The 18,929-nt window shown below is 67.2% G+C and carries 18 protein-coding genes; 12 read left to right on the forward strand and 6 right to left on the reverse strand.

All coding sequences use genetic code 11. From position 1 onward, the window contains the following. Window positions 1–77: 77 nt before the first annotated feature. A complete protein-coding gene (locus ACILRJ_RS00735) occupies window positions 78–656 on the forward strand; it encodes a TIGR00730 family Rossman fold protein (protein ID WP_395679358.1) in 579 nt (192 codons plus the stop codon). Between the two features lie 39 nt (window positions 657–695). On the opposite strand, the gene ACILRJ_RS00740 is transcribed toward ACILRJ_RS00735, so the two are convergent. Both ACILRJ_RS00740 and ACILRJ_RS00745 read right to left on the reverse strand, forming a co-directional pair. Further along, a complete protein-coding gene (locus ACILRJ_RS00740; RefSeq protein ID WP_395679360.1) occupies window positions 696–1,127 on the reverse strand; it encodes a TfoX/Sxy family protein in 432 nt (143 codons plus the stop codon). Further along, window positions 1,124–1,636 (reverse strand): GAF domain-containing protein, encoded by a 513-nt coding sequence (locus ACILRJ_RS00745; RefSeq protein ID WP_395680743.1) that lies wholly within the window; start codon window positions 1,634–1,636, stop codon window positions 1,124–1,126. The genes ACILRJ_RS00740 and ACILRJ_RS00745 overlap by 4 nt, the downstream gene beginning before the upstream one ends. Before the next feature lie 91 nt (window positions 1,637–1,727). Here ACILRJ_RS00745 and ACILRJ_RS00750 point away from each other — a divergent pair, with 91 nt between their 5' ends. Genes ACILRJ_RS00750 through ACILRJ_RS00770 form a run of 5 tightly spaced genes read left to right on the forward strand, consistent with a single transcriptional unit; the run spans window position 1,728 to window position 5,885 of the window. After that, window positions 1,728–2,468, forward strand: a complete 741-nt coding sequence (locus ACILRJ_RS00750; RefSeq protein ID WP_395679362.1) for a TMEM175 family protein — start codon at window positions 1,728–1,730, stop codon at window positions 2,466–2,468. Next, a complete protein-coding gene (gene bioD, locus ACILRJ_RS00755; RefSeq protein WP_395679364.1) occupies window positions 2,465–3,136 on the forward strand; it encodes a dethiobiotin synthase in 672 nt (223 codons plus the stop codon). Before ACILRJ_RS00750 ends, bioD begins: the two co-directional genes overlap by 4 nt. Next, entirely contained in the window at window positions 3,137–4,564 is a 1,428-nt protein-coding gene (locus ACILRJ_RS00760; protein WP_395679366.1) for a hypothetical protein, read from the forward strand. It abuts the gene before it with no gap. Further along, a complete protein-coding gene (locus ACILRJ_RS00765) occupies window positions 4,527–4,877 on the forward strand; it encodes a hypothetical protein (protein ID WP_395679368.1) in 351 nt (116 codons plus the stop codon). Before ACILRJ_RS00760 ends, ACILRJ_RS00765 begins: the two co-directional genes overlap by 38 nt. A gap of 24 nt (window positions 4,878–4,901) precedes the next feature. Then, entirely contained in the window at window positions 4,902–5,885 is a 984-nt protein-coding gene (locus tag ACILRJ_RS00770; RefSeq protein WP_395679370.1) for an energy transducer TonB, read from the forward strand. 94 nt (window positions 5,886–5,979) lie between these two features. Here ACILRJ_RS00770 and ACILRJ_RS00775 read toward each other — a convergent pair whose 3' ends face one another. Together ACILRJ_RS00775 and yihA are read right to left on the reverse strand one after the other, a co-directional pair. Then, window positions 5,980–7,344 (reverse strand): glutamate--cysteine ligase, encoded by a 1,365-nt coding sequence (locus ACILRJ_RS00775; protein ID WP_395679372.1) that lies wholly within the window; start codon window positions 7,342–7,344, stop codon window positions 5,980–5,982. Between the two features lie 122 nt (window positions 7,345–7,466). Then, window positions 7,467–8,081, reverse strand: a complete 615-nt coding sequence (gene yihA, locus ACILRJ_RS00780) for a ribosome biogenesis GTP-binding protein YihA/YsxC (RefSeq protein WP_395679374.1) — start codon at window positions 8,079–8,081, stop codon at window positions 7,467–7,469. Window positions 8,082–8,259: 178 nt separating this feature from the next. On the opposite strand from yihA, the gene ACILRJ_RS00785 reads away from it, so the two are divergent. The 4 genes from ACILRJ_RS00785 (at window position 8,260) to ACILRJ_RS00800 (ending at window position 11,594) form a co-directional block, all read left to right on the forward strand. Further along, window positions 8,260–9,000: a c-type cytochrome gene (locus tag ACILRJ_RS00785; protein ID WP_395679376.1), complete on the forward strand. Its 741-nt coding sequence runs from the start codon at window positions 8,260–8,262 to the stop codon at window positions 8,998–9,000. A gap of 107 nt (window positions 9,001–9,107) precedes the next feature. Beyond that, window positions 9,108–9,794, forward strand: coding sequence for a thiol:disulfide interchange protein DsbA/DsbL (locus ACILRJ_RS00790; RefSeq protein ID WP_395679378.1), 687 nt, complete (start codon window positions 9,108–9,110; stop codon window positions 9,792–9,794). A gap of 128 nt (window positions 9,795–9,922) precedes the next feature. Next, a complete protein-coding gene (locus ACILRJ_RS00795; protein WP_395679380.1) occupies window positions 9,923–10,612 on the forward strand; it encodes a thiol:disulfide interchange protein DsbA/DsbL in 690 nt (229 codons plus the stop codon). Between the two features lie 184 nt (window positions 10,613–10,796). Beyond that, window positions 10,797–11,594, forward strand: coding sequence for an endonuclease/exonuclease/phosphatase family protein (locus ACILRJ_RS00800; RefSeq protein ID WP_395679382.1), 798 nt, complete (start codon window positions 10,797–10,799; stop codon window positions 11,592–11,594). A 395-nt stretch (window positions 11,595–11,989) separates the two neighbouring features. On the opposite strand, the gene ACILRJ_RS00805 is transcribed toward ACILRJ_RS00800, so the two are convergent. Further along, window positions 11,990–14,893: a TonB-dependent receptor plug domain-containing protein gene (locus tag ACILRJ_RS00805; protein WP_395679384.1), complete on the reverse strand. Its 2,904-nt coding sequence runs from the start codon at window positions 14,891–14,893 to the stop codon at window positions 11,990–11,992. Between the two features lie 202 nt (window positions 14,894–15,095). Between ACILRJ_RS00805 and ACILRJ_RS00810 the strand changes: the two genes are divergently transcribed. Together ACILRJ_RS00810 and ACILRJ_RS00815 are read left to right on the forward strand one after the other, a co-directional pair. Beyond that, window positions 15,096–17,174 (forward strand): transglycosylase SLT domain-containing protein, encoded by a 2,079-nt coding sequence (locus ACILRJ_RS00810; protein ID WP_395679386.1) that lies wholly within the window; start codon window positions 15,096–15,098, stop codon window positions 17,172–17,174. Between the two features lie 196 nt (window positions 17,175–17,370). After that, complete coding sequence (locus ACILRJ_RS00815; protein ID WP_395679388.1) at window positions 17,371–18,300, forward strand: complex I NDUFA9 subunit family protein; 930 nt, start codon at window positions 17,371–17,373, stop codon at window positions 18,298–18,300. Between the two features lie 108 nt (window positions 18,301–18,408). Here ACILRJ_RS00815 and ACILRJ_RS00820 read toward each other — a convergent pair whose 3' ends face one another. Beyond that, complete coding sequence (locus tag ACILRJ_RS00820; RefSeq protein ID WP_395679390.1) at window positions 18,409–18,873, reverse strand: group 1 truncated hemoglobin; 465 nt, start codon at window positions 18,871–18,873, stop codon at window positions 18,409–18,411. Window positions 18,874–18,929: the final 56 nt, after the last annotated feature.

The raw sequence follows: 18,929 nt of genomic DNA on the forward strand, positions 1-18,929 counted from the left end.
TGGTCGCCTGAGTGTTGCACCGGAACACGCCGCGCGCACGGATGCATGCAGCATGGCGGCTGATGCACAATGCATGCATGCGAATCTGTGTCTATTGCGCGTCGAGCGAGCACGTCGACCGGCGCTATCACGAGGCCGCCGCCCTGCTCGGTCGCACACTGGCGCAAGCGGGCTGCACGCTCGTCTACGGCGGTGGCGGCTCGGGCCTGATGGGCACGCTCGCCAGCGCGGCGCTCGACGCCGGCGGCGAAGTCATCGGCGTCATCCCGCGTTTCATGATCGAAGTCGAATGGCAGCATCCCGGCGTCGCCAACCTCGAAGTGGTCGAGGACATGCGCGAGCGCAAGCATCGCCTGCTGACCGGGTCCGACGCGGTGGTCGCACTGCCCGGCGGCTGCGGCACGCTGGAGGAGCTGTTCGAGGCGATGACGCTGAAGCGCCTCGCGCTGTACGCGAAGCCGATCGTGCTGCTCGACATCAACGGCTTCTACGCGCCGCTCGAACGCTTCCTCGAACAGACCATCGAGCAGCGGTTCATGAACCCGCAACACCGCGGCCTGTGGACGAGCGTCGCGCGCGTGGAAGAAGTGCTGCCGACGATCCGCGCAACACCGGACTGGGACGCGAGCGCACGCGACTACGCGGCCGTACGCTGACACTCCTGGACGCGAAGCGGTTGCGGTACGCGGATCGTCCTACTCGAAGCGGCTCAATTCGCGATCCGTGTCGCCGCCGGAGGAGCCGGACTCGCCATCGGGATCGTCGAACAGGCTCATCGGCGCGGCTTCTTCGCCACCCTGGTCGTTGCGGCTCGCCTGGCCGGGCTCGCTCGCGGCCTTCTGCTTTTCCCAGCGGGTCTTGATCGGATTCGCTGATTCCGCCGATTCGAGTGCACCAAGCAGTTCCTGCTTCTGTTCTTCCGGCAGGTCCGCCCAATGGCAATCGGCAAGCGCACCAGCCATCGAATAAAGCAGGTTGAGGCTTGGCCGGAAGCCGGCGCGCTTGACCTTGAGGAAGGTCTCCACCGGCCCGATGCGTGCGAGGTCCTCGGTCGTGCGTACGCCGACCTGGCGTAGCCACGCAGCCGACTTCGGACCGACGTTGCGGATCTTCACGTCGCGACTCATGTCGTTGGCACCCCATGGTTTGGCAGCAACGATGCAACGAACACCGTGCACAAGGCTTCCATGCCGGCGCGGTCCTCGTCGTCGAAGCGCGCCAGTGAAGGACTGTCGACGTCCCACACGCCGATGAGCGCACCGGACGCATCGACCAGCGGCACCACAATCTCCGACTGGGATGCGCTGTCGCAGGCGATGTGGCCATCGAACGCGTTGACGTCGCGCACCAGCTGGGTCTCGCGCGTCGCCGCTGCGGTACCGCACACGCCCTTGCCGAGCGCGATGCGCACGCACGCGGGCTTGCCCTGGAACGGACCGACGACGAGTTCGCGCCCGTCGAAGAAATAGAAGCCGCACCAGTTGATGTCCGGCAACGCATGCCAGGCCAAGGCCGCGAAGTTCGCGGCGTTCGCGATGCGGTCGCGTTCGCCATGCAGCAGGCCGCGCGCCTGCTGGGCGAGCTCGGCGTACAGCGCCGGTTTGAGGGAGGCGTCAATCGGTGCCGCGACGAACATGGTGGGCATGCCCTGCCGGTATCGAATCGCGATTGTAGCGCGTGCCCGAGCGTCGGTGCCGCTGGCATACTGCGCCGACCCCGGAGCCGCAATGAACGAAGCCGACTTTTCGCAGGAGCATGGTTTTCGCATGCGCGGCGCGCAGCCGACGCGCATGGACGCCTTCGTCGACGCAGCATTCGCGTTCGCCGTGACCCTGCTTATCGTCTCCGTCGGCCACGTGCCGTCCACGGTGCCGGACCTGATCCAGGCGATGCGCGGCGTGCCGGCGTTCCTGGCCAGCTTCCTGCTTCTCGCGCGCTTCTGGCTGTCGCATCGCCACTGGTCGCGCTGTTACGGGCTCGAGGATGGCCCGAGCGCGCGTCTCAGCCTCGCGCTGGTCTTCGTGGTGCTGATCTACGTGTACCCGCTGCGCATGGTTGCCAACATGACCTTGGCCGTGCTCAGCGGTGGTGCGCTGGCCGAGCAGTCGATCGAAATCCACACGCTCGCCGACCTGCGGTCGCTCTACCTCGCCTTCGCTTCGGGCTACGGTGCCGTCGTCGTCATCTTCACCCTGCTTTACCGTCACGCGCTGGCGCGCGCGGACACGCTGCAACTGACGGCGGGCGAACGCGTGCGCACGCGCAGCATGGCCGAGCGCTACCTGTCGCTGGCGGGTGTCGCGCTGCTTTCGCTGGTGCTGGCCGTCCTGCTTCCGGCAGGGCAGCATTCGATGCTGATCTACTGGGCGCCGGGCATGGTCTACGCACTGATCTATCCGGCCACCCTGCTGATTGCGCGCCGCGAACGCGCGGCGCTCGCGGCGGTTTCACGGCCGAACCTTGCATGAAAGGCCTGTTCGTCACCGGCACCGACACCGGCATCGGCAAGACCTGGTCGAGTTGCGTGCTGCTCGCGGCCTTGCGCGCACGCGGCCTGAGGGCGGCGGGGATGAAGCCGGTCGCGAGTGGTTGCCGTGAAACATCCGCGGGCCTGCGCAACGAAGACGCCGAGGCCCTCATCGCGGCGAGCGATCCGGTGCCCGCCTATGCCGACTGCAATCCCCATGCATTCGCCGCCCCGATCGCGCCGCATCTCGCTGCGGCAATGAACGGCGCAGAGATCACCCTTGCGCCGGTCAGCAACGCCTATGCCCGCCTCGCGATGACGGCCGATCGCGTCGTGGTCGAAGGCGTCGGCGGCTGGGCGGTGCCGTTGTCGGACGCGCTGATGCAGGCCGATCTCGTGCGCACACTCGACTTGCCCGTGATTCTCGTGGTCGGCGTGCGCCTGGGGTGCCTCAATCACGCGCTGCTGAGCGCGCGCGCGATCGCTGCGGACGGCTGCCGGCTGGCCGGCTGGATCGCCAACCGCATCGATGCACAAATGCCGTTCGCATCCGCCAACATCGATGCCCTGCACGCGCGCATCGCAGCGCCGCTGCTCGGCGTGCTCGAGCACGCACCGAGTGGCACGAGTGCGGAGTTCGCGCATGCGCTCGACCTGCGAGCGTTCTGAGTGACACGCTTGACGCTCGTCGCAGCGGCAAACCAACGCGCTGCGCCGTGGCTGGTTGCCGCCTGCGGACTCGCCTTCGACGTCACCGCATGGTGGCCGGGACTGATGTCGTTCGACTCGGCCTATGCGTGGTGGCAGGCGCGTGGCGGCGAGAGCACCGACATCGTCGCGCCCGCGATGATCCACGCATGGCGCGCGTGCGAATGGATCGCGAGCGGGCCCGGTCCGATCCACGCCGTGCATCTCGCGCTGTTCTGGAGCGGTCTCGCCCTGCTCGCCGGAACGCTTCCACGCGGTCGCCCCGCGCAGTTCGCGACGATGTGCCTGCCCGCCTTCGTGCCGGTGTCGATGCTGTTGCGTGCGCATGTGTGGACCGATGTGGCGCTCGCTGCCTCACTCGTCGCCGCGACCGGCCTGCTGGCACAGGCGCACACATCGCGCGTGCGCGGCTGGCTGGTGCCGGCGCTTGTGCTGCTCGCGTACGCCTCGCTGCTGCGCCACAACGCGTTGCCCGCCGTGCTGCCACTGCTGGCGTGGTGGTCGTGGTTGCTGCTGCACGGCGCTCGCGCGGCGTCACCACGCGCCGTCGTGGTGCTCGTGGTCGCCGTATCGTTGTGCCTGTTCGGCACGGGGCGTTGGCTCGCGCGCCAGGTCGATCGCCAGGTCCCGGTGTGGCCTTCGCTGGCACAGTTCGACCTTGCCGCGATCTCGATCGAAACCGGGCGAATGCAGTTGCCGGCGTTCATGATCGGTTCCGGGCTCGACCTGCCGGAACTCGCGCTCGCGTTTCGTCCGTGGAGCAACCTGCCGATGCTGACCGGTACGCGCCACGGCATGCGCGCGCCGTTCGATCCGCCGTTGACGCCGGATGAACTCGCCCAGTTGCGAACGGCATGGATTGCCGCGGTCGTCGACCATCCCGCCGCGTGGCTGGCCCATCGCTGGCGCGTTTCGCGCGCGCTGTTCGGCACGCATGCGCCGGACTGGCCGATCACGCTGATCGTGGTCGACGCCGAATATGCCTACCGCGACAATCCGCCGGTTGCACGCAACGAGGGCAGGCTGCACGCGGCACTCATGCGCGCCGCGAACGCCGGCGCGTCGACGCCGGCACTCGCCGCGTGGCCATGCCTGCTGGCCGGACTGCTCGTGCTGCCGGGCGCGTGGCGACGACGCCGCGAACGCGCCTGCGGCCAGCTGCCGTTGCTGCTGCTCGCGAGCGCATGGGCGTATGCGTTGCCGCTGTGCGTGCTCGCCCCATCGGCCGAGTTGCGCTACCTCGACTGGCCTTGCCTCGCCAGCCTGATCGCATTCGCCTGCGTCGCCTTCGCGCCGCGCACGCGGCACGCTGCTAGACTCGATCCAGAGACCCATGCAAAGGATCGACGAGATGAACACCGTGCAACGCTACATGTTCAGCATCGATGACCTGCCGAAGGCGCGCGGCGAATCGCACGAGCTTTCGTTCCAGGGCGGCTCCTCGGAGAGTTTCGCCGCCTTGTTGCAGCAGGCGCTGCGCGAGCCGTCGCTGTGGCAACGCTGGAAAGCGATGCAGCCCGATCCCGATGCGGTCGACCCGGGCCTTGGCGCGAACGATCCCGCCGCGACCGTCGAAGCGCATCAGTCCGACGTGCACGTCAGCGTCGAAGTGAAGAGTTCGCTGCCGCACGCGATCATCAAACACCGCATGACGCTGCTGATCGGCAAGCACTGGACGCTGCGCGACGTCAGCGCGGTGTAATCCATCGCAGAAGGAGCGTCGAGTATGGTCACGATACGCAACCACCTTGCCCCGTCCGCACGCCGCCATCACGCCACTCGAACCGACTGGCGCGCGGTCATCATCACGGTTTCTGCCCACGTCGCGCTCGTGCTCGCCCTGCTTGCGACGCCGGTCGCCGAACCGCTGCGGCGCGGCGCCGAAATGATCCTGATCCATCTCGACGGCGAGGCGGTGCACGTGCCGACCGCACCGAATGATGCTGTCGCGGATCCGGGCACCGCTGCTTCCGCGACGGCGCGGCGCGGCAGCGCGCCGGCGAAAGCCGCGCCCGCCCGCGCAACCCGCAGCGAACCGGTCGTGGTCACCGAAGGTCGCGAGGCGGTCGGCGCGTCGAACAGCGCATCCGTCGCCGGAGCTGCGGCGGGAGCAGGCACAGCCGGCGTCGGCGGCTCGCGCGACCGCGATGCGGGGACGTGGACCGGTCCGAAGTTCCGTCCACCACGCGTCGTCGAACGCGTGCTTCCCGCCTATCCTCGCGACGCCTACCTGGCGGGCCTGCAAGGCAGCGTCAACGTGCTCGTCACGGTCGATGCCGAAGGTCGCGTCACCGACACTCGCGTCGAATCATCCAGTGGCGTCGCGTCGCTCGACGCGGCCGCCGCCGAAGGCGTGCGTGCGTGGACGTTCAAGGCCGCCGAAAAGCTCGGCAAGCCGATCGAGGCCCAGGCGATCGTCGCGATCGACTGGAAGTATCGGCCCGGCATGACCTTCGGGCCGATGCCGGTCGAGAACCGTCGCCTGCTGCAAAAGGACTGGTCGATCGCGAACCAGATCCATGTGCCCGGCGAGAATCTGGACGCGCTGCCGGCGAAAGCGGCGGCACAGCGCACGCAACCCTGCCCGGACGAGGATCCGGGGGAAGCCAGCCAGCGCTATGACGCGATGGCATTCGGCTCGAAGATCGTTGCGGCCAACTGGAACGATCCCGTGACCGGCCGTTGCCGCAAGGGCAAGCGCGCGCGCTGACGAAAGGTCACACGGCGCACTTGACGCCGTGCAACCTGCCGCACATCCAGCCTCGACGGCGTGATGCCGTCGAGCGCGCCGAAGCACGCGTCAGTCAGTAGGCGAATTCGCGGAACACGCGGTCGATGTCGCCGTTCCACTCGCCATGGAACAGTTCGAGCTTGCGTTCGGCCGGCGTCTGGTTCGCGTCGACGATCTGCGCCAGGATGTCGAGGTACATCGACTCGTCGGCGCCGTGGCGGTTCCTGCGCGCGCGCCGCCCCAGGCCGTGCGCGGAAATCTTCAGCGCCTCGACGGCGATGTCGTGCAGCGTGCCGCCGCGGAACGGCAGCTTGAGCGCGTGCTTCGGCACGCCGTCGCGCAGGGCGTGGCGCTCTTCGCGCGTGAAGTCCTTGACCAGGTCCCATGCCGCATCGAGTGCACTCTGGTCGTACAGCAGGCCGACCCAGAACGCGGGCAGCGCGCACAGCCGATTCCACGGCCCACCGTCGGCGCCGCGCATCTCGAGGTATTTCTTCAGCCGCACTTCCGGGAACGCGGTGGTGGTGTGGTCGGCCCAGTCGCGCAGGTTCGCCTTCACGCCCGGCAGTTCGGCGAGGTCGCCGACGAGGAACTTGCGGAACGACTTGCCGGCGAGGTCGACGTATTCGCCGCCGCGGTAACTGAAGTACATCGGCACGTCGAGCAGGTAGTCGACGTACCGTTCGTAGCCGAAGCCGTCCTCGAACACGAAGTCGAGCATGCCGGTGCGATCGGGATCGGTATCGGTCCAGATGTGCGAACGATAGCTCTGGTAGCCGTTCGGCTTGCCTTCGGTGAACGGCGAGTCGGCAAACAGCGCGGTCGCGACCGGCTGCAGCGCGAGCGCGACGCGGAACTTCTTCACCATGTCGGCCTCGCTCGAATAATCGAGGTTGACCTGCACGGTGCAGGTGCGCGTCATCATGTCGAGTCCGAGCGAGCCGACCTTGGGCATGTACTCGCGCATGATCTTGTAGCGGCCCTTAGGCATCCACGGCATCTCGTCGCGGCGCCATTTCGGCTGGAAACCCATGCCGAGGAAGCCGACGCCGATCTCGTCGGCGACGGTCTTCACCTCCTGCAGGTGGCAGGCGACTTCGCAGCAGGTGTCGTGGATCGTCTCCAGCGGCGCGCCGGAGAGTTCGAGCTGCCCGGCGGGCTCGAGCGTGACCGAGGCCGTGTCGCGCAGCAGCGCGATGAGCTTTCCGTGCTCCTCGACACGCTGCCAGCCGAAACGCGTCATGCCTTCGAGCAGCACGCCGATGCCGCGTTCGCCTTCCCAGGTCGGCGGACGCAGGTCGTCGAGGCGGAAGCCGAACTTCTCGTGCTCGGTGCCAATGCGCCAGTCCGCGATCGGCTTCTCGCCGCTCGCGACATATTCGACCAGCTGGTCGCGCCCGCGGATCGGTTCTTCCTTGACGCTGCTGGGACCGGACATCGGGAACCTCGCGGGTGGGGCGGTCCGCCAACATGGGGATGCGGCGGTCGAACTAAAGCCCATCGGGTGCGGCCTCTTGCGGCGGGTCGCGCACAGGGTGCTTTCCTACGCAGCCGCGCTCCTCACGGTATTTCGAGCCAGCGCGCAACCAGCGCGCGCGCCTCGTCAAGACCGGTCTTCGCCAGCGACGAGAACAGCTGCGCGCTCGCGCCCGGCGCAATCGTCGCGATCTCCTTGTTCACCGCTGCCAGCGTGCGCAGGCCTTCGCTGCGCGAGAGCTTGTCAGCCTTGGTCAGCAGGCAATGGCAGGCACGCCCGCTCGCCGCGCCGAATTCAAGCATGTGGCAGTCGAAGTCCTTGAGCGGATGGCGCGCGTCCATGACCAGCACGAGGCCCTTGAGCGACTCGCGCGTGCGCAGGTAGGTGTCGATCACGCCGCGCCAGTGCAGACGCATCGCCTCGGGCACCTTGGCGTAGCCGTACCCGGGCAGGTCGATCAGGCGGCGCGCCGGGTCGTCGACCGGGAACACGTTGAGCAACTGGGTGCGACCGGGCGTTTTCGACGTGCGCGCGAGGCCCTGCTGGTCGCAGATCGCGTTGAGCGCACTCGACTTGCCCGCGTTGGAGCGCCCGGCGAATGCGACCTCGTTGCCGGTGTCCGGCGGCAGCTGGCCGAGCTTGTTCGCGCTGGTCAGGAATTGCGCTTTTCGGAACGGATTGGAAGGCTTGGAAGACACGGCAGGTCTCGGTCGGTTGCAGCACGGGCAATGCCGGTGCGAAGGCGGAGCGGCAGGCCGTCCCGCAGCGACGGTTTGACCGCCTTCGGGGTCGCGGGGATAATTCTGCGGTTTTCCGCCCGTGCGCCGATTTCGGCGACGCGTCGCGGCCATCCCACGGATTTTGCGGAGTGAGTGTATGAGCTTTCGGCGCGTCTTTGTTCAGTCCCTGTTCGCCCTGACGGCGCTGGCCGCAGGCCCGGTACTGGCGCAGACCCCGCCGAGCGAGGCGCCTGCCGCGCCGGCGCCGGCCGCCGCTGCGACCGAAGCGCCGCAGGCCGAGGCGCACGCCGGCCCGCTGTTCGGCGACGCCAAGGCGGGCGAGGCGAAGGCGGCCGTATGCGGCGCCTGCCACGGCATCGACGGCAACCCGACCGACAAGCAGTACCCGAAGCTGGCCGGGCAGAACGAGGCGTACATCGCGCGCCAGATCGGCCTGTTCAAGAGCCAGAAGCGCCAGAACCCGATCATGATGGGCTTTGCCGCGACCCAGAGCGACCAGGACATGCACGACATCGGCGCGTTCTTCGCCGGCAAGGCGTCGCTGCCGGGCGTCGCCGACGACAAGTTGATCGAGCGCGGCCAGGCGCTGTATCGCGGCGGCGACAGCCAGCTCGGCGTGCCCGCCTGCATGGCCTGCCACGGACCGGACGGCCGCGGCATGGCCGGCGCCGGCTTCCCGCAGCTGGCCGGGCAGTGGACCGACTACGTCGCGCTCAAGCTCAAGGAATGGAAGGCCGGCACGACCTGGGGCGACGACGCCAACGCGAAGGTGATGCCCGCGATCGCGCAGAAGCTTTCCGACGCCGACATCACCGCGCTCGCCTCGTACGTCGAAGGCCTGCACACGGCTGCGGGAACCTCCGCCGCCGCGAAGTGATCCAAGCCGCGCGCCGATTGCGTCCGCATTCAGCGGTCGCACCCGACACTCGCGCCGCGTCGACCGGCGGCCGCCGCGCCGCCACCGCCCTTTGCAGGAGATCCTCGATGTTGAACGGCCCCCTCAAGACCGTTTCCGCGCTGTTGTTCGGCCTCGCCATCAGCGCCGGAGCGCACGCCGCCGAAGCGTTCGAAGCCGGCAAGCACTACTTTCCGGTCGAGCCGGCGCAGCCGACCAGCACTGGCGACAAGGTCGAGGTGGTCGAGGTGTTCTCGTACGCCTGCCCCGCCTGCAATTCGTTCCAGGCGACGATGCACAAGCTGAAGGCGGCGCTGCCGGCGAACGCGGAACTCGTCTACCTTCCGGCGGCGTTCCGCCCGGACGAGGACTGGCCGGTATTCCAGCGCACGTTCTACACCGCGCAGGCGCTCGGCGTGATCGACAAGAGCCACGACGCAACCTTCGACGCGGTGTGGAAGGACGATGGCACCTTGCGCATCAGCGACGCGGTGACGCACCGCCCGGTCAAGCCGATGCCGACGATCGACGATGTTGCAAAGACATTCGCGAAGTTCGGCGTCAAGCCGGAGGACTTCAGCGCAACCGCGAATTCGTTCGCGATCAATACCAAGATGAAGCGGGCCGATGCCCTGATGAAGGCCTACGGCGTCGATTCGACGCCGACCCTCATCGTCAACGGCAGGTACCGCCTCACGGCGAGTTCGGCTGGCGGCCTCGACCAGGTGGTTCCGTTGGTCAAGTTCCTCATCGACAAGGAAACGGCAGGCAAGTAGCAGCCGCCTCGAATTCGGAACCGTTCCTGTCCAGCATGGTGGAACCGGGTTTAACCGACTTTGCGGCATTCGTACCCGGTCACATGTGCGATCGTCCTTATCGCAAGAATCAAGAAGAGGAATACCTGATGTTCAAGCGACTTGGTTTGCTGCTCGCCGGCCTCATGCTGGCTTCATTCGCGTGCGCGGACGAAGTCGTCGCGCCGGCCACGCCTGCTTCGCCCGCCGCGTGGGAAGCCGGCAAGAACTATTTCCTCGTCGATCCGCCGCAGCCGACCAGTTCGGGCGACAAGGTCGAGGTGCTGGAGATCTTCTCGTACGCCTGCCCGCACTGCGCGCACTTCCAGCCGTATGCGGAACAACTCAAGCAGTCGCTGCCGGCGTACGCGCGCTTCGGCTACATGCCGGCGATCTTCAACGCGCAGTGGGAACCGTATGCGCGCGCGTTCTATGCGGCCGAGTCGCTCGGTGCGCTCGACAAGACGCATCAGGCGCTGTTCGACGCACTGCATCGCGACCACATGCCGCTGCGCTCGATCGAGGATCTCGCCTCGTTCTATGCCGAGCACGGCATCGACCGCGCGAAGTTCCTGTCGACGGCCAGCTCGTTCGAGGTCGAAAGCAAGCTGTCGCACGCGATCGCGATCGTCAAGGCCGACGGCATCGACGGCACGCCGAGCATCGTCGTCGCCGGCAAGTACCGCGTCACCGGCCAGTCGGCAGGCGGTTATCCGCAGATGATCGAACTCGTCAACTTCCTCGTGAACAAGGAACACGGAGCGAGCGCAAAGCCGGCCAAGGCCGCCGGGAAGAAGTGATCCGCCGCATCGCTGCGCGAGCTCTCTCCCTCTCCCCGCCGGGGAGAGGGCCGGGGTGATGGGACGTACGCAAACACGCTCGCGCGCGACTATCCGCGACGCGAAGAGGCGAACAGGACCCGCGCCCTTGTTCACGCCCGCTCGCTTGCTTGCCGCGCTGGCGCGTGCCGGCTAGCCTCGCGCAATGACCCATCCCGCACCCGCCGCGCCCGCTGACTCCGATCCGCGGCGGTTGAACCTGCTCAGCTGCAACATCCTCGCGGGCGGCAGCATCAAGCGCTACCGCGACTACGTCACGCACAGCTGGAAACACGTGCTGCCGCATGGCAAGCGCGCGAACCTCGACGGCCTCGCACGCGTGATCGGCGACTTCGATCTGGTCGGACTGCAGGAAGCCGATGCCGGCTCGCTGCGCTCGGGCTTTCTCAACCAGACCCAATACCTCGCCGAAGCGGCGCAGTTCCCGTACTGGACGCACCAGCCGAACCGGCGCGTGTCGCGCCTGGCGACCTCCAGCAACGGCCTGCTCGCGCGCCTGCAACCCGACGAAGTGCTCGACTACCCGCTGCCCGGCCGCATCCCCGGCCGAGGCGCGCTGTGGGTGCGCTTCGGTGAAGGCAAGTCGTCGCTGGTGGTGGTGATCGCGCACCTGTCACTCGGACCGACCGCACGCGCGCGCCAGCTCGCCTTCCTTGCCGAATTGCTCGGCGAGCATCCGAACGCGATCCTGATGGGCGATCTCAACACGCCCGCGCAGGGTCAGGAATTCGACCGGCTTTATGCGCGCACCTCGCTGGTGCGACCCGACCACGCACCCGCGACGTTCCCGAGCTGGCGCCCGACCCGCGCGATCGACCACATCCTCGTGTCGAAGGGCATCGAAGTGGAGAAGCGCTGGGCGCTGGCGCATCCGGTGTCGGACCATCTGCCGATCGCCGCGACGCTGCGCCTGCCGGCGGCGATCACGACGCCCGGCAAGTAGGGCGGTGCGGGGATGCTGCAGATTGCGTAGGGGCCAATCGCGACGTCTCCCCGGTAGCAAGGCGGTACGCACGAAGTGCGTGCCGCCGGCACGACGATGGCGTGCGGCGGGACTCGTGCTTCGCGCTCGACCCGCCCTACGACCACTGCGCCTGCCCGCGGCGCTCGTGACAAACGCGTAGGCCTGCCGCAAGTGTTCGCGGATATCTTGAACAACCGTGGACGGGCATTCCGTCCATCCATGGCATGCCGAAAATTGCTCCTGCATTTTCGGCATTCCGTCCATCCATGGCATGCCGAAAATTGCTCCTGCATTTTCGGCATTCCGTCCATCCATGGACATCAGAAAAAGGGCCGCACAAGGCGGCCCTCTCCCTCCCCATCAAGCGTTGACGATCAGAACTTGTACGTCGCCTGGACGTAGGTGAAACGTCCTGGCAGATCGTACGTGCCGGCGTCGTAGCCGTTGAGCGTGCACGTGTAGCAGACCGGCGGATCCTTGTCGAAGAGGTTGTTGATGCCGAGCACGAGCTGCAGCTTGTCGACACCGAGCGCGTTCGTCCAGCTTACCTGCGCATCGTTATAGACCACGCTCCCAAGGTGATGCACCGAGCTGGCCGTCTCGCAACCCGGAATCTGCGGGCCGGTGAAGACGACCGAGCTGCAGAATTCCTTGACGCTCTGCGTGTAGCGGAGGTTCCAGTTGACGTCCCAGTCGCCGCGCGTCCAGCCAAGCTGCGTATTGATACTCCACTTCGGAATCGAGCCGTTGTCGGTTTCGATGCCGACCTGGCGAGCCGACACGTTCCCGAGCGAATCGACTTCCTTGTACTTGTGCACCCAGGTGCCCTGCAGCGAGCCGCGCAGGCGACCGAAGCTGAATTCGTCACTCGCCCAGTTGATCTTCACGTCGAGGCCGTCGGTGCGGATGTCGCCGAGGTTGGTCAGGGTATTGCGCGGCGGATTGAGGTTGCCGCCGGGCTGGCGCGTGAAAGCGGAGCAGAGCGCCGCGTCGGTGCCGCCGGAGCGGATGCACGCATTCAGCAGACCCTGGATGTCGAGTGCGCCGATCGCGTCGCTGATCTTGTGGTTGTACCAGGTCAGCCCGAAATCGAGGCGCTGGGTGCCGGCGAGGCCTTCCGCCCAGCTCGGGCTGTAGACCGTGCCGACCTGCCAGCTCTTCGAATCCTCGGGCTGCAGATTGCGATTGCCACCGGTGATCGTGGTGATCTGCGTATTGGCCTGCTCGAACGACGTCGGCACACCCTGCGCGGCGCAACCGGCGACGTATTCCGGTCCTGCGGGACCCGGCGAACCGGTGGTACCGCACGGATCGACGAGCGTCGCGCCGAACTGCGTCAGGCCGTACAGCTCGCCGATGTTCGGCGCGCGGAAGCCGGTTGAATACGAACCGCGGAACAGCCAGTCGGCGCTCGGCTGCCAGCGGAAGCCGACCTTGCCGGTCGTTTCACCGCCGAACGTGGAGTAGTCCGAATAGCGACCGGCGGCGCTCAGGTCGAGCGTCTCGAACACCGGCATGTCGATTTCGCCGTAGACTTCCTTCACGTTGTACGACGCCGAGACCGCAGCCGCCTGCGAGTCCTGCGAATCACCGCTCTGACGCAACGGATCAGGATCGAACGAGCCCTCGTAGCGGCGGTATTCCGCGCCAGCCGCGAACGCGACCGCGCGCGAATCGATGATGTTGAACAGATCGCCGGTCAGGTTGAACGAAACGACGTCGAGCTTCTGCTTGCTCGAGTCAACCTGGGTCGCCCGGATCCAGTTGATCATTTCCTGCGTCATCGGCCGCGCCTGGCCACCGAACAGGTCTACCGGCACGCAGCCCGGGGTTGCCGCGCAGACGGCCGGATCACCGAGACCCAGCGCAAGATGCGAAAGGTTGAAGCCGTTGTAGAACGTCTGGTCGGCCTTGTTTTCCGAGTGCACGACGTTCGCATCCCACGACATGCCGCGACCGAGCTCAAGCTGTCCATTCAAGCCCGCATTGAAATACCAGGTATCGACGTCCTGGTTGAAGATGCGCGGACCGACTTCGAGCGGGCGCTTGGTGATCCAGCCGAGGTTGCTTGACGGATCGAGGTCGATGCCGAACGGGTTGTACGGATTGTTCGCCGAGATGAAGATCGAATCGGCGATGCCTCCAGTGCCCGCGTATGGACCGACGAAGATCGGTTCCGGCGCAGCCTGGTTCGCCGACGTGCGGTTGTTGTAGAGCGCACGCACATGCAGCGTCGTCGTGTCGGTGAACTGGTAGCTCACATTCGCATAGATCGACTTGCGCTCGTTCGGCGTCAGCAGGAGGTTGTACGGCGCGAAATTGAAGCGGTCCTGCGAGCCGGTGAAATTGTGGTAGGAACCGCCGGTCGGATCGTTCGGATCCCACGACGGCGTCGTCGTGCCATTGTTCAGCGTGATGTCGTACCAGTTCTCCTGCGCAGCATCGCAACCGCCGTACTGGTCGATCGGAAGCGAAGGATCGCAGAACGTGAAGCGTCCCTGCGGTGTCGCCGAACTGCCGGCACGCAGGCCCGCGTACGGTTCCGGCACCGACGACTGCCACCACTTGCCGGCGCTGACCGCGTCCTGCTTGAAGTAGCTCGCGTTGAGGACCGCACTGAAATGGTCGCCGCTGCCGCCAACGGTCAGCGAGCCCTGCTTGGTGGCGCCACCGAAACTGCTGTAGCGGCCGTAGTAGCCGCTGACTTCGGCGCCATCGAAGGTCTTGCGCGTGATGATGTTGATGACGCCGGCGATCGCGTCGGAACCGTAGATTGCCGAAGCGCCGTCCTCCAGCACTTCGATGCGGTCGATGATCGACACCGGGATCGTGTTGAGGTCGGCCGCACCGCTGACGCCGGACGCCGAAGATTCGTTGACCCAGCGGATCCCGTCGACGAGCACGAGCACGCGCTTCGAGCCGAGGTTGCGCAGATCGACCTGCGCGGAACCCGCGCCGATGCCGCCACCATCGGACGGATAGCCGAAGTTGCCCGACGAGTTGAATTTCGCATTGAGCGCCTTGCCGCTCGAGGACAGCTGCTGGAGGATGTCGCCGACCGTCTGCAGGCCGGTGCGCTCGAGCTGTTTGCGGTCGATGACGAGCACCGGCGACTGTGCTTCCACCTCGGACTGCTTGATGCGCGAGCCAGTGACTTCGATCGCCTGCAGCTTCTGCACATCGTTGCTGTCCTGGGCAAGGACGGGTGAGGCGTAGAGCGCGCAGAGAATGGCGCCCGCAAGGGCATGTACGGCATGGTTGGCCAGACGTGAACGCATGGAACTCTCCAGGGTAAGGATCACGGAATGCTTCGGAGCAGGCATACGTCGGTGGCCCTCCCCCGGCGTGATGCGTCAAGAAAATGTAAAACAAATGTTTCGTTATTGCTATTGCCGGAAGAAATGACCTAACCCGGCCGCCCACATGCGGCGTCGCAGCAAGGCTAAACTACTGGCCTTCCTGACAAATCCGGTCCAGTCCATGCTTCGTCGTCGATTCCTCCTCGGTCCTTGCCTGCTCGCCTGCGTCGTCCTGCTGGCGCCGCCGGTCGGTGCCGCCGACCGCGCCAGCCAGCGCAGCCAGTTCCGCGCCGCGCTGGCGGCCGCCGGGCGCACGCCGGAGGCGGCCTGGAAGAAGCTCGCCGACGGCCTCGAGGACTACCCGCTATATCCGTATATCGAACTCGCCGCGCTGCGACCTCACCTCGGCAAGGCCGGTGCGACGGAAGTCACCGCGTTCCTCAAGCGCTGGCCGGACACGTTGCCCGCCGCCGACCTGCGCAGTGCGTGGCTGCGCGAACTTGCGCGCCGCGGTGACTGGAAGACCTTCGCGGCGACCTACGTCGCCAGCGACGACCGCGAACTGCAATGCGACGCCCTGCTCGGCCGACTCGCCTCCGGCGCATCGCTCGATGCAGCGCGCGACATCGAACCGTTCTGGAACGGCGAGCGCGGACTGCCCGACGCGTGCAAATCGGTGCTGCGCGCCGCGCGCGTGCAGGGCCTCGTCAGCGACGCCAGCGTGTGGGAGCATCTGCTGCGCGCGGCCGATGCCGGCAGCGTGAACGCGGCAGGCGATGCCGCCTCCCTGCTCACCGGTGCCGAGCGCATCGCCGCCGATCGCATCCTCGCGGCGCTCGGCGATCCGCGGGCGACACTCGCGAAGGCAAAGGCGTGGGCCGACGAGGCGCGTGCGCGTGACGCCGTTTCGTATGCGTTTGTCCGCCTGGCACGTCGAGACAGCGACGCCGCCGAAACGCTGTGGGCCGAACTGGAAGCGCGTTTCAAGTGGGACGACGCGCAGAAGAACCGCGTGCTCAACGCGATCGCGTTGTATCGCGCGACGAGCTATTCGCCCGACGCGCTGGCGCGCCTGAAGGCGCTGCCGGATGCCGCTGCCGACGACGCCACGCGCGAATGGCGCGTGCGCATCGCGCTCACCGGCGGCGATTTCAAGGAAACGCTGGCGGCACTCGAGCGCATGTCCGACACGCAGAAGGCCGACGCCCGCTGGCGCTACCTGCGCGCGCGCATGCTCGCCAAGCTCGGTCGCGAGGCCGAATCCGCATCGCTGATGGCCGAAGTCGCGCGCGAGGCGAACTTCCACGGCTTCCTCGCGGCGGACTGGAGCAGCCGGCCTTACGCGATCTGTCCGAACACGCTCGCCGGCGACACCAGTGCGGAAGCTGCGCTGGAGCAGCACGGCGATCTCGAACGCGCGTATGAATTCCGCGCGCTCGACATGCTTTCCGAAGCGCGGCGCGAATGGAAGTTCGCGATGGGCAAGCTCGACGCGAACCAGCAGCGACTCGCCGCCGATGGCGCCTACCGCAAGGGCTGGTACGACCGCGCCGTGTTCGCGTTTTCGGCCGATCCGCAAACGCAGCGCCTGTACGAACAGCGCTTCCCCCTCGGCATGGAGAAGCACGTGCGCGCGAGCGCGGCCGATGCCGGCATCGACCCGGCGTGGGCGTACGCGATCATCCGCGCCGAGAGCGCCTGGATGACCGACGCGCACTCGCATGCGGACGCCTACGGCCTGATGCAGCTGCTGCCCGGCGTCGCGAAGAAGGTCGCGAAGTCCGCCGGGCTGCCGTATGCGCGCGCGTCCGACCTGTTCGACCCGGCCTTCAACATCCGGCTCGGCACGCGCTTCCTCGGCCAGATGGCCGACGCCTACGACGGCAGCCCGTGGCTCGCAAGCGCCGCCTACAACGCCGGGCAGGCACCGGTCGGGCGCTGGCTCGACGCCCGCGGCACGCTCGAACCGGATTTCTTCGTCGAGACGATTCCGTACAAGGAAACGCGCGAGTATGTCGCACGCGTGCTCGCCTTCAGCGTGATCTACGACTGGCGCATGAACGGCAAGGCGCTCGCACTGTCATCGCGCATGCCGAAGTTCGGCCAGGCCTACCGCGCGCCCGACGCGACCACGCCGCGCAAGGACGTCGTCTGCCCGGCGAACGAACCGGTCGAGAAGAAGGCCGAGGAACTCGCGCCGACCGATGCGCCCCCGGTCGAGGCGCCGCGCGACGCGACGCCGACGCCTGCGAACCCGTAGAGGCAGGAATCGCCCGGCGCGGGCGGCCCTTGCATCTTCTTCTGTGGGAGCAGCGGGAGCCGCGATGCTTTCGCGGGACGGCAGGACAAGGCGAAGCAAGAAGCATCGCTTCCGCCGCTCCCACAGGAAACGTCGATCCGCGTTTGCAACTACCGCGCAGACGTTGTAAACCGGTCGTTCCGCAATGGAGCCGCCGATGAAACCGCAATCGATCGTCGTGCTCGGAGGCACCGGTTTCGTCGGCCGCCATCTGGTGACGCGCCTGCAGCGCGATGGCCACTCGATCACCCTCCTGACGCGCAACCGCGACCTGCATCGCGAGCTCGGCGTGCTGCCACGCGTTCGCATCGTCAACGCCGACGTGCATGAGCTTGCGACGCTCGCGCGCCACCTCGCCGGTGCCGATGCGGCAATCAACCTGGTCGGCATCCTCAACGGACGGCGCGGACGCGGCAACGACTTCCGCGCCGCCCATGTCGAACTGACGCGCACGCTGATCGCCGCCTGTGCCCAAGCGCGCGTGCCACGCCTCGTGCAGATGAGCGCCTTGCGCGCGGGTGAAGGCGAGAGCGACTACCTGCGCACGCGCGGTGAAGCGGAGGCGCTCGTGCGCGCGTCGCCGCTGGCGTGGACGATCTTCCGGCCCTCGGTGATCTTCGGTGACGGTGACGGCCTGTTCTTCCGCTTCGCGTCGTTGTTGCGCATCGCACCCGTGTTGCCGATCGCACGCGCGCATGCCCGGTTCCAGCCTGTCCATGTCGGCGACGTCGCCGAGGCGTTCGCGCGGGCGATCGCCCATCCGCATAGCATCGGCCACGTCTACGAGCTCGGTGGCCCCGAGGTCGTCGCGCTCGGCGACGTGGTGCGTCGTACCGCGCGCATGATGGGCAAGCATCGGCTGGTACTGCCGTTGCCGGACGCCCTCGGCTTCATGCAGGCGTGCATTGGCGAATGGCTGCCGGGCAAACCGATCTCGCGCGACAACTTCCGTTCACTCGGCCTCGATTCGGCCGCACGCGAAGACGGGCTCGGCGCGCTCGGCATCGTCGCGACACCGATCGATGCGGTGATGCCGGCACTGCTTGCCAGGCAAAACCTGTGGGAGCGGAAGCCGCGAGGCTCTTGAGGCGTAGGGCGGTATGCGCAAGGCGCGTGCCGCCGCTCCGGCATGACCGCACCGCCGGGCGGACTCGCGTACGTCGCGGCGGGACTCGCGCGGCGCGCTCGACCCGCCCTACTGGCCGACGATCTGCTTGCGCATCGGCCCGAACAACGCGAGCAACTGCTGCTGCAGGTCCTTCGGCACCGCGACCTTGTCGAACGCGCGCACGAGGTCGCCGACGAAGCGGTCGAAGTCCTCATCGGTGAGGTTGAGGCCACCATGCGCCTCTTCCATGCTGCGCCCGGTGTATTCGCACGGTCCACCGGTCGCCGCGCAGAACTGTTCGACCAGCAGGCGGCGCAGGTCGGGCATGTCGGTGTTGGCAAAGAACAGGTTGATGTGCGGGTCGTTGTGGATCTCGACCAGCGCCGCATCGACGACCTTCTCGATGCCGGCCTGTGCACCGAGCGCGCGGTACAGCGTGTCGTCGCGCTTGGCCGCCGCCGGTGGAGCCTCCGGTTTGCGCGCCGGCGCGGAACATGCGGCCGTGAAGAACGCGACGAGGATGATGCCGGCGTAACGATTTGCGATGTGCACGTGCTGTCCCCCGCTGGGTTCGCTGGCACAATGCCAGCCGGTTTCCCCGGGCAAGT

It is taken from the genome of Dokdonella sp. (assembly GCF_044227025.1).
Lineage (GTDB): Bacteria > Pseudomonadota > Gammaproteobacteria > Xanthomonadales > Rhodanobacteraceae > Dokdonella_A.

Bases quoted from the DNA above. Each gene is read 5' to 3' on its own strand.
- ACILRJ_RS00795 (WP_395679380.1), top strand. From the start codon at position 9,923: ATGTTCAAGCGACTTGGTTTGCTGCTCGCCGGCCTCATGCTGGCTTCA.
- ACILRJ_RS00740 (WP_395679360.1), bottom strand. From the start codon at position 1,127: ATGAGTCGCGACGTGAAGATCCGCAACGTCGGTCCGAAGTCGGCTGCG.
- ACILRJ_RS00735 (WP_395679358.1), top strand. From the start codon at position 78: ATGCGAATCTGTGTCTATTGCGCGTCGAGCGAGCACGTCGACCGGCGC.
- ACILRJ_RS00805 (WP_395679384.1), bottom strand. From the start codon at position 14,893: ATGCGTTCACGTCTGGCCAACCATGCCGTACATGCCCTTGCGGGCGCC.
- ACILRJ_RS00765 (WP_395679368.1), top strand. From the start codon at position 4,527: ATGAACACCGTGCAACGCTACATGTTCAGCATCGATGACCTGCCGAAG.
- ACILRJ_RS00815 (WP_395679388.1), top strand. From the start codon at position 17,371: ATGAAACCGCAATCGATCGTCGTGCTCGGAGGCACCGGTTTCGTCGGC.
- ACILRJ_RS00745 (WP_395680743.1), bottom strand. From the start codon at position 1,636: ATGTTCGTCGCGGCACCGATTGACGCCTCCCTCAAACCGGCGCTGTAC.
- ACILRJ_RS00810 (WP_395679386.1), top strand. From the start codon at position 15,096: ATGCTTCGTCGTCGATTCCTCCTCGGTCCTTGCCTGCTCGCCTGCGTC.
- ACILRJ_RS00790 (WP_395679378.1), top strand. From the start codon at position 9,108: ATGTTGAACGGCCCCCTCAAGACCGTTTCCGCGCTGTTGTTCGGCCTC.
- ACILRJ_RS00785 (WP_395679376.1), top strand. From the start codon at position 8,260: ATGAGCTTTCGGCGCGTCTTTGTTCAGTCCCTGTTCGCCCTGACGGCG.
- ACILRJ_RS00770 (WP_395679370.1), top strand. From the start codon at position 4,902: ATGGTCACGATACGCAACCACCTTGCCCCGTCCGCACGCCGCCATCAC.
- ACILRJ_RS00775 (WP_395679372.1), bottom strand. From the start codon at position 7,344: ATGTCCGGTCCCAGCAGCGTCAAGGAAGAACCGATCCGCGGGCGCGAC.
- ACILRJ_RS00750 (WP_395679362.1), top strand. From the start codon at position 1,728: ATGAACGAAGCCGACTTTTCGCAGGAGCATGGTTTTCGCATGCGCGGC.
- ACILRJ_RS00800 (WP_395679382.1), top strand. From the start codon at position 10,797: ATGACCCATCCCGCACCCGCCGCGCCCGCTGACTCCGATCCGCGGCGG.
- bioD (WP_395679364.1), top strand. From the start codon at position 2,465: ATGAAAGGCCTGTTCGTCACCGGCACCGACACCGGCATCGGCAAGACC.